Annotated in this window: 6 protein-coding genes; 5 read left to right on the forward strand and 1 reads right to left on the reverse strand. The window is 61.7% G+C overall.

Features of this window, described 5'->3' with window-relative positions; genetic code table 11:
* Positions 1 to 30: 30 nt before the first annotated feature.
* Positions 31 to 1,533: a hypothetical protein gene (locus tag ILT46_RS11345; RefSeq protein ID WP_199504761.1), complete on the reverse strand. Its 1,503-nt coding sequence runs from the start codon at positions 1,531 to 1,533 to the stop codon at positions 31 to 33.
* Positions 1,534 to 2,038: 505 nt separating this feature from the next.
* On the opposite strand from ILT46_RS11345, the gene ILT46_RS11350 reads away from it, so the two are divergent.
* From ILT46_RS11350 to ILT46_RS11375, 5 genes are all read left to right on the forward strand, one after another.
* On the forward strand, positions 2,039 to 5,983 hold the full coding sequence (locus ILT46_RS11350; protein WP_199504762.1) for a MobA/MobL family protein: 3,945 nt from the start codon (positions 2,039 to 2,041) through the stop codon (positions 5,981 to 5,983).
* 218 nt (positions 5,984 to 6,201) lie between these two features.
* Complete coding sequence (locus ILT46_RS11355; RefSeq protein ID WP_255528389.1) at positions 6,202 to 7,107, forward strand: 3'-5' exonuclease; 906 nt, start codon at positions 6,202 to 6,204, stop codon at positions 7,105 to 7,107.
* A 56-nt stretch (positions 7,108 to 7,163) separates the two neighbouring features.
* On the forward strand, positions 7,164 to 8,012 hold the full coding sequence (locus tag ILT46_RS11360; RefSeq protein WP_199504764.1) for a hypothetical protein: 849 nt from the start codon (positions 7,164 to 7,166) through the stop codon (positions 8,010 to 8,012).
* Positions 8,013 to 8,145: 133 nt separating this feature from the next.
* Positions 8,146 to 8,814 (forward strand): hypothetical protein, encoded by a 669-nt coding sequence (locus tag ILT46_RS11365; RefSeq protein ID WP_199504765.1) that lies wholly within the window; start codon positions 8,146 to 8,148, stop codon positions 8,812 to 8,814.
* Positions 8,815 to 9,259: 445 nt separating this feature from the next.
* Positions 9,260 to 9,814: a hypothetical protein gene (locus tag ILT46_RS11375; RefSeq protein ID WP_199504767.1), complete on the forward strand. Its 555-nt coding sequence runs from the start codon at positions 9,260 to 9,262 to the stop codon at positions 9,812 to 9,814.
* The last annotated feature ends 54 nt before the right edge of the window (positions 9,815 to 9,868 follow it).

Here is a 9,868-nt window from a genome sequence, read left to right on the forward strand (position 1 = left end):
AAGCTTACGCCACCGTCTGCCTAGCGGGGTTCAGATCCTCGTCGATATCATGTCTCTAACCCAAAAATGTGTCCTACCTTCCATAAAAGGCGAATGTCCTCGAACGCCCCTGAAAAAATTCGCCGGCCATTCGGACATTATCAATTCTGGGCGATTTCGCCCAACGATGGCGAACGTCCAGAATCGCGCCATCATACTGATATGGTCATCAGTCAGGTCAATAACCCTGCCAGCTTTTGCCGCTTCTGTTAGCGCACGCTGGATGGCCTTCCTTGCGACCGCGAGCGCTAGCTTTCGGTCCAGCATCAGACTTGCGCCGTCGTGGTTTAAACCGATTGCAGGCGTATCCCACAGTGCGAGAATTGCCGGGTCGAAGTTGTCGATCTGTGCGTAAGTACCCAGTTCCACCATGGTCGAAACGGGAGGCATGAAAGCCTCATCGTAAGGGGGAAGCTGATCGCTAGGCTGGAAATATGTTATGACATCATAGCCAGTCGCCCGTTGGTCGAAGTCAAGCCACATTATCGGTTTTACGCGACAGGTACGATCTTGCTCGGAGACGTCGTCGCTTTCTGCCTGAGCTGATTTCGGACGCATGTCTGGCGATAATAGATGTCCGTGTGCGGGTGCGGCTAGACAGTCGGCTTGTTCAGATGTGTAAGCCGCCTTTGGGTTCGAATTACCCGCGTCCACACCTGGTGACGTGTCGTCTAGATCGGCTGTTTCCGAAGGATTCATCGGGCCCTTGTAGTCGGTCTCTTCCATGTTGAACGGCGGCTCATCAGACGTGCTGTGATCGCACCGATTGTCGCGAAGTTCGTCGGTGTTTGAGGCCATCCCTTCCGCCGTGACTAATGTCTCCCTAAGCGCTTCGAGAACCTCGTCAGCATCCTTTTTCTTACCTTTGCGCGAGGTGCACCACGCCAGAAAATTGTCAACGGAAGGCGCGTCCTCCCGATCTGTTTGAGACCGCAAGAGCTCGTTAAATTCCAGCACGCGAGCTGTCACGGCACGACCCAAATCGAGAGCCTGAAAGGCTGCGTTTCGACGCTCCGTAAGCCCCGCGAAATGCACCAGCAACTCGTTCTCGAGCAGCGTCAGACGTGCGATCTTTGCCTCGTGTTCGGCCCGGATCCTGGCGACCAGGAGCAGCGCTCGTCGGACATAGTTTCGGTCCTCGACGATCGCCGCCATGGCCTTGGAACCGATCCGCATGGTGTCGCGCACAGCGGTGCGTTCGGGCACGTAGGCATGCTCCATGCGGTCGAACTTGCGCTTGTTTTTCTCGACCAACTCCATGGCCAGCGCCACCTGTTCGTCCGGATCCGCCTCGCTCAGGACGCTCGTCATATCGATCCCGGAGGTGAGCAGCCGAGAGAACAGTTTGCGGTCTTCGGGTTCGGTTACACCGAGCGTGTCGAGCCAAGCCTCGCGGCGCTGCTGATCCGCGGCGTATTGCCGTCGTGTCGGGCGACCTGCTTTCGCGCCCTGTCCACTGCCACTTCCTCCTTGCCCTGATCCCTCGTCGAACATATCCGCGGTCCCCGCATTTACGGTCGCGGGGCCACTCCCGCACCTTCCTCAATGCAGTATAGGATGGGACGACGATTTTGGGGCATCGCCCCCATGATCGACGGAATACATTGTGGCCCGAAAAGCGGCCCCATCGCCATTGCAATGCGTGCAGGTGAGAAATGCTGTCGTGCACACGACAAAATCCGCTTAAATGCCGTTTTCTCGCCGTTTCGGGGCCTAAACTCGGCTTTTCGAGCGTTTAACCCCCGATTTCGCGGCTTATTGCATCCATTGCGCTTTGAGCATATGCACACTTTCAAATACCGGCTGTCGGTCTGTAAGATCGGCCCACCCCCAGCCAAGCAAGGTCAATTTAACTTTCGCGCAATTCGTCTAAACTGCCGCACTCTGGTGCAGCAGTTTAGACAGCCACGCTCGCGTGGCTTTTTCCGTCGTGTGCGGATGGGACGAGTTTTTTTACCAGGGCGCTTGTCGTTTCGGACGCTCGGTACAATAAGTTGGGATGAAAGAGCAATCTCATCTCCCGCCCCCTTTCTCGGTCGCCGCTGAACTCCGTGCCCTGGAGGCCAAGGTCAACGCCTACATCGATGCCGGCACGATTGATGCGACCGGTGTCCCCTTGCAGCCAAAGCCGCCTGCGCCATCGACGAAGCTAGGCAAGACAGGCTCGGCGAAGAAGGGCCCGGCTGACGCGGTCCTAGCCCGACGATCCCTACTCGGTATCTTCGAGAGACGGATTGCCGACGGTCTGCCGCGCGACACGTACATCACGGGACAAGTTGGGGGCAAACCCATCATCGCTCGCGCACGAGTTGGTGAGCTCGACTGGACCGACGACGAGATCACGATCGTGCATCAGAAAGGCAACGTTCTGGCGCAGCGCACGCGGCTGCCTGTGCCGATCGTTCGCAACATCAAGGCGGTGTCGACAACCGGCATTGAGACGATCCATTTCAAGGTCACCTGGATCGTCAAACAGCCGAGCCAATCTGGCAAAGACGGCGACGTGGATCAGCGCGCCAGTAGTCACACCATTTACATCGAACGCGAGGGCGCCGTCGTCATCGTCGTCGAGCCCGAAATGGACAAGGTCGATGCAGCCAAGCCCATCGAAAACCAGAGCCAAAACGCCGCACGATCGGCTACCGAAGCCGACCCCTATATCGACCGAGATGAGGTCGTTCCCGTTGCGGTAAACGGACGCAAGCTTCTCTACACGAACATCTCCGATGATCCCCACACACGCGCACTGTTCTGGCGCGCGGTGGAGAAGCACGAACGCGACCCCGGTGTGGACCGGATGACTCTCGACTTGGGCAAGTGCGGCTTGCTCATGAAAAAGGTTGCGCAGGCGCCGGACTGCCCACCCAAGTTCGTCGAAGAATTCTACAAGATTGTCGGCAAGACTGGACCGCAAACGATCGAGACCGGCAGCAATGACATGGTCATCGAGATCATGCGCGCGCACGGCGAGGATGTGGTCCCGGAGTTTCCGAAAAAGGGTGAGCCCAAATTCAAAAAAGAGGACCGCCTCGAGCAGTTCGGCTATTCATTCACGACGCCGCGGCACGGCCGTGTGCAGTACCGGATCGAAGCCGCGCTGCCGTCCGATCTATCGATCGGCCAGATGGAGCAGGTGCTCGCCGAAATGTGCGCCATGCTGGAGAAGATTGACCTGCCATACGTGGCCGTCATCCATAAGCCCGATCACAACAATCACGACGACAACTGGCACATCCACATCCTCTTTCACGATCAGCCCGCCAAGCTTTTCACGGGGCTAGAAACCGATCACCTTGCGCCGCTCCGCGCTAACGCCAGCGAAAAGGAAATTGAAGAGCACGAGCGGCTGCGCAGAGTCCTCAGGGACGCTGCCGACGAGAAGATCAGCGAGCCCCGCTGGGATTTCGAAATCGAGGAGAATTTTTTTGACACGGGTCGACACCCAAGGACGCGCAAACCATTCGCCCAGAACAAGGTGCGCGAGGTAAATCACCCTAGCTACATCACCGAGCTGAGGAAGGCTTATGCCGGCTTCTGCAACGATCAACTGCGCATTGCCGGCAGCCATCGCAAGGTGAGCCATCTGGGCTTTGAGGATCTGAAGATAGACCGCAAGCCCGCCGAGAAACTTTACACTGCGGCAACCCGCCTTGAACGCTTCGGCGTTCCCACGACGAAGGGCATCGAAAACGAGCGACACGAGGCGCAGTATTGCATCACCCAGATTCGCAACGGGCGTGACAAGGCGCTGGTCGATCTCGAGGCAAAGACCGCACGTTGGCGGGCACGATCCTTGTTCGATAACGCGGCCCCATCGCGCGCGAGATACGATGCCACCATTGATACCTTCGAGAACGGCAAGCGTGCCGCCATCGACAAGCGGTTCATGGCCGATTTCATCGAACTTCAGCTGGAGCGCTGCGCCTCGCGCGCGCGCGCCGTCATCGACAACTGCAGCCGCATTCTTCGTGCAATCGCCGATGGTGAGGCCGCACCAAAGGACGTGCGCCAACGGCTCGCCTACCTGAAGCGTCGCACGGAAGCCGAGGCGCATCTCGCGGCCACCGAGAGGCACTTCTCCAGTGAGTACCAGCGCGTCGAAGTTCTGCGCATGGAAGCGAAGCAGGAGGCTCTCGAAACCGACGCGCTCGGGTGGCGTATCGACGATGCACAACAGATCGAGACCGCGATCGATTGCATGGCGTTGGTGGCGACCTCGGCCGTGACGAGATACCCCGATATGCTGGAAGCTGTCGCCAAGCTTCGGAGCATCGATAACGATACCATTCTTCCCGACTTGGGCGATGCGATGGAGCGCTGGACAAGCATCTCGGAATTGATGCGAGAGCGGCGGGAATCCGACGCGGCGCAAGCGCCGCTGCAGGAGCCATCCGCGGCGGTAGCGGAGGAGACACCTAAGCCCGCATTGAAGACAGATATCGCGGTCGATAATGTCGGCAAGGTCGACACCGGACGCAGCGGTGGTCCAGCGGTGTCGGAAGCCCTCTCTGACGTCGAAATGGGATTACCCGCTGTTGAGGCAAGCAGGAGCGCGAGCACCTCCCCGTCGCCGCCAGTTCCCGCTACGCAATCGACCGACACGCAGGAGCCTCAGCCGCCCATCCTTCGCATCAATCCGGCTCCTGCTTCGCGCCCCGCCATGCCGGTGTCTCTGGTATCTCCGGCAGCAGTGAACCCGCCCCAGACGCAGCTTGAGATTGGTGAAGTTGCGCCGAGGCCGGTCCAGCCGAAGGAAGGACCTCTGGCGGTTGAACCGACAGAAACAGAGAGACCGACAACCGCGGCCGCAGTCGGGCGTCCTATCGAACCAGACAGCCGTCCGAACCCTTCACAAACCCAGCGCGCGGAAACTCCTTCAACCGATGCGCCCCATGCGCCGGTCTCAGGAGATGGCCAGGCCATCCCCGCGCCAACCCGGACGACAACATCGCCGCCCGTTGCAGGCGAAGGAGACGAGGCTAAATCGGTCGACGCCGGTACGGCGCCAGACGAGCAGATGTCCGAGAAAAAGGGCAATGTCAGCGACGGTCCGCAAGGGCACGCTCAAGAGATGGCTTCATCGAATACGCGGGCGATAAAGCCGAGGCCCGCTGGCGGGTCGGCTACAGATCGGAACGGCATCGTGTCCACAACACTCGATACTGCGGCCACGGGTCCCACTTCTTCTATCGCGGCCGCGGGTGGTGGACAAGGGGCAGCGACAGCCGCCTCCCAACCAAAGCGCAGATCAAAGCTGTTCGATGCCGTGGCAGCATCGGCCAGGGCAAGGAAAGCAGAACAGGAGAAACTGAAACATCATCGAATGACACAGCAAGTGGAATCAAGTGATCCACCTGCAGCTAGGGACCCTTCTTCTCCGCCATCGGCGGGCATGGGAGAAGCTATGCCGGCTGCTCCTTCAGATTTGCGGGATCCCAATCGCCAGCGGTCAGTCCCGGACACGGCATCGCCACAGCTTGGCATGCCCGGCTTGGGCGATGAGGTCTCGCCTGAGCCGTTACACGTGCCTCCATCCAAGGGCCTGACAGCTTTGGAAGAGGTTGACGAGCACACGACCAATCACCCGGCTCCGCGGGATGAGGCATTCGATAAAGAGGCTGAGCGAGTCCGCATTGCGAATACTCGCCTCGGAAGTCGTGGAAAATACATTGAGCGAAAGTGGGGTCTGAACGACTTTATCGACGCATGGATAGACGCGGACATTGACGGTGACGATGCAGCCTTGCTGCAAGCTCTTGCGGACGTGCGAGCAGACCCCGCAGCCCATGAGATAGCCGCACAGTTCGTGCCCTATCACTTGAAGCAGTTCGATTGGCTGGACGCTGTCAAGAACGCTGAGCAATCGAGTGGGCAGCAGGCGGGTGATAACGGACGCCGCGCCGATCTCTCGCGTGACCGGGGCCGGGATATCACAGACACATAGCGGGCTCTCTGCCGCAGGAGGGTGGCGGCGCGCTGGCCACTCCGCTGCCGCTCGCATGCAGCTCGCCCGGGAAAAGCGCAGCATCGCCGCGCTCGGGAGCAGGAGAAGGAAGGCCCGGCAATGCCGGAAGAAGGTGACCGGAAGGGTTGAAAGGAAAAGAGGTTTGTCCTCGGCCTTCGCCTCGTCCGGTCGCCAATTCCCATTGCTGGAGACCTCAAATGCCAAGACTACGATCGCCGCACGCGGACCTCACGGCCGCGGCTGAGATGCTGCGCGCGAGCAGCGACTATCGCGTGCTGCAGCGCCTGCCGCGCCCCTATGATGACCTGCCCGACGAGCTGCCCGATGGCGGACGGCGGGTCGCCATCGTCGATGTCGAGACGACCGGGCTCGATCCCCAGGTCGACAAGATCATCGAGCTTGCCGTCATGCACGTCGCCCTCGCCGCGGACGGCGCCGTTCTGGGCCATTCAAAGCCAGTGAGCTGGCGTGAGGATCCCGGCGAGCCGCTGTCCGAACAGATCACCCGGCTCACCGGGCTGACCGACGAGGATGTCGCGGGCCAAAGCATCGACGAAAAGGCCGTCATGGGCATCCTGTCGCGCTGCGACCTCGTCGTCGCTCACAACGCGGTTTTCGATATTAAGTTCGCGGACAAGCGCCTGCGGCAGACCGTCAGCCTCCCGTGGGCCTGCAGCCTGGCAGAGCTCGACTGGACTAGCCTCGGCTATCCGTGTCGCAAGCTCGAGCACCTGCTTCTCGAACATGGCGCGTTCTACGACGCACACCGGGCCGTGGGCGACGTTTGGGCGCTCTTCCAGCTGCTGCAGTCCAAGGTGCGTACCAGCGGCGAGGAAGCGGTCGGCGCCGCGACCGGGACCTACTTCGGCGCCTTGCTGCGGAGCAGTGATGCCGGCTGTGTCCGTATCCGAGCCCATGGCCTGCCCTTCGATGACAGGGACTGGGCCAAGGCGCGTGGCTATACCTGGGATGCGATGAAGAGGGTCTGGTGGCGCGATGTGCCCATGGCCGACTACGCCACTGAAAAAGCAGCCTTTCGCGAGGTCGGGCACCCCGAGCCGGTAGCGACCGCGCTGAATGCCCACCAGCGCTACCGCCACTGATCACTCTAACGCTGCAGCCGAGACGGCTGCGAGCGGCTTTACAGAAAGACCCTACAATGACCGACCTCGACCTGCTCGAGGCGCGGCTGCTTGCCGACGCCTCCGCCATTTTCAATCGTGCCCAGAATAGCCGGCGCTTCCTCGTTTTCGATATCGAGTACCTCTACGATCGCGAAGGCCAGCACCGGGCTGATCGCCACGCCGCGGATCCGCGAAAAATCGCGTGCGATCAAGCGGCTGATCGGGTGAGCAGCGCCAACGAGAATGATAAGCTTGAGGTCAAATGGCCGTTCCACCGTATCGGCTGCATCTCCGCCATGACCCTTGCCGTGGTTCCCACCAGCGGGATTGCGGTCGAGAGCTTCGAGACGTGGTCGCGGCCCGAAATGACCGAGTCAGATGTCGTACGCGGTTTTGCCAGCTTCGTCGAAGCCAGCGGCGAGGCCATGCCGGTCACGTGGGGCGGGGAGTTCAAGGATATCCCTGCACTTCTGGCCGTCGCGATGCGCGAAGGCTTGGCGCTGCCATCTTCGCTCTCTGGCGGGCACTGGCAGCATGCCCGCCTGGACCTGAGCGACCAGCTGCGCTCGAAGGCAAAGGCGCCGCATTTGAACGAGTATTCCCACGCGCAGGGCCTGCCGGCAAAACTCATGGCGCCGTGGGAGCTCGGTGAAGCCGCCGAGCGCGGCAAATGGACCGCGATCCGCGAGCACTGCGAATGCGACGTGACGGTTACCGCCATGCTGCTGGCGCGATGGCTGCTGGCGACCGGGATCATCAGGGCCAATCGCGCGGCGATCGACACACGCATCGCCGACGCTGTCGCCGCGGCTCGTCCTTACAGGCCGGCGCTGCTGCAAGCCCGCTCCGGGTTCGTCAGCGCGCCAGTCGCCAAAGCCGCCTGACCCTTCGTCCAGAGGAGACCAAGCCATGAAGCCACCCTGATACCCTACGGCTCAGCCGCATTCCCATCAACCAATCCAGCCACCTGCGCACATCCGCGCCGGTGGCTTTTTCCGTATCTGAAGGAACTCTATCATGGCCAAGAAGCCAACCAAGACCCGCGCCAAGGCGCTCACCGTCAGCACCTTGCCGCCCGCCGTCATCCCTGGCACGAATGTCGTGCCTGAGGCGGCCTATCGCAACGACCACCATCCGATCGGCAGCGGTCCGTGGAAGGGCGAGCCCGACAAGTTCGCCTGGACCGACAAGGCGACGGGCTACCCCTGCGTTGTCGTGCGTGAATACACCGGCGAGTATGGCGCGCACGTAGGTGTGCCGCCCACTCACTCGCTCAGCGGATACAAGGCGAAGGCCGTGCCCGGCGAGATCAGCGAGGGCCTGCACCGGCCGATCTCCAGCGCCGAGCCCTGTCAGCGCAACGCACCCGAACCGGTGAGCATCTGCCAGATCTCCGCGCGCATGGCCCAGGGCCAGCGGATGGCGGCGATGAACCCGCCGCAGGAAGACGACGCCTGGTGGCTGGGTATAACGTTTGACGGGCCGCGCGATCTCGTTCCGGCGGGTGGCAAGCGCAACCTCTCGGCAGAGCGCGGCGAGACCTACCGCGATGCGAGGTTCGCATTTGAGCAGGCAACCCTGCTCGCCCGCAAGCTCTTCGAGTGGGAGAATGGGGTGTCGTCGGATCCGACGCTCGACCTCGGCCTGTCCGGATTGCTTGGCCCCGACAAGGAGGGCTCGCGATGACCCGGTTCGATGACATTCCCTACGAGGACCGCCGCAACCCGAACCTGCCCTGGGGCTACTGGATCTACATCGACGACGAGGTCCGCAGCCTGCCCCCGCTGGTCGACGAGTATGGCCATCGGTGGAGGTCGCTGCGCGAGGCGCTGTGGATCGACCGGCTCGGCATGACCGGCAACTACCAGTTCGGTCATGTCGACGAGGAACAGGTCGAATTCCTTCTCGCCGTGCTCGCCATGATCGACCGCAGGGTGGTGTGCGTCGAAGGGGTGGTTACCGACGTGTTCGGGGACGGATGGCATGCAACCGCGCATTACGCTGCGTGGCTGTCCGGCGAACGGCTGATCGAGCCCACCTGCACGCTCGCCAATGCCAAGCTCACGCCGGAAGGCCAGGCAATCTTGGTCATGCTCGCGAGCACCAGACCGGCGGACCGTGNGTCGAAGGGGTGGTTACCGACGTGTTCGGGGACGGATGGCATGCAACCGCGCATTACGCTGCGTGGCTGTCCGGCGAACGGCTGATCGAGCCCACCTGCACGCTCGCCAATGCCAAGCTCACGCCGGAAGGCCAGGCAATCTTGGTCATGCTCGCGAGCACCAGACCGGCGGACCGTGCGGCAATGCCGATCGGGCCTTCCGGTCTCCACCCCTTCGCGCAGCTTCGGCCAGAGCCCGACCGGGTCGCGATGGAAGCGGCCATCCGCAAAGCGGAAGTGGCTCTGCCCAAGGACACTGTCAGGTTCATGCGCAAGGATACTTCGGGCCGACCGACGATCGTCCTCCTGGGAGCGGCCAATGCGAGGCTGCCCATGGCAGAAACGCACTGGTCGATCTCGTTCAAGCGGGCGCATCATCGGGACCATCTCTACGCCTGGCTCCTCGCTCAGCCCGACTGGTGGCAGGGCTGGTACAGGATCGCTCGCGAGCAGCGCGCAGGCGCGCTCACCGAGCACCTGCTCACGCTGTTCATAGGGCAGGACTGCGAAGAGCAGGGGATCTGAACACTGCAGACTGAAAGGGGGCCGCCGCCGGCCCCCTTTATGGATGGCCCGCCC

The organism is Qipengyuania sp. YIM B01966 (assembly GCF_016461955.1).
In the GTDB taxonomy this organism is placed as follows: Bacteria; Pseudomonadota; Alphaproteobacteria; order Sphingomonadales; family Sphingomonadaceae; genus QFOP01.

Excerpts from the sequence above, each read along its gene's own strand:
- ILT46_RS11345 (WP_199504761.1), bottom strand. The coding sequence starts at position 1,533 with ATGTTCGACGAGGGATCAGGGCAAGGAGGAAGTGGCAGTGGACAGGGC.
- ILT46_RS11350 (WP_199504762.1), top strand. The coding sequence starts at position 2,039 with ATGAAAGAGCAATCTCATCTCCCGCCCCCTTTCTCGGTCGCCGCTGAA.
- ILT46_RS11365 (WP_199504765.1), top strand. The coding sequence starts at position 8,146 with ATGGCCAAGAAGCCAACCAAGACCCGCGCCAAGGCGCTCACCGTCAGC.
- ILT46_RS11355 (WP_255528389.1), top strand. The coding sequence starts at position 6,202 with ATGCCAAGACTACGATCGCCGCACGCGGACCTCACGGCCGCGGCTGAG.
- ILT46_RS11360 (WP_199504764.1), top strand. The coding sequence starts at position 7,164 with ATGACCGACCTCGACCTGCTCGAGGCGCGGCTGCTTGCCGACGCCTCC.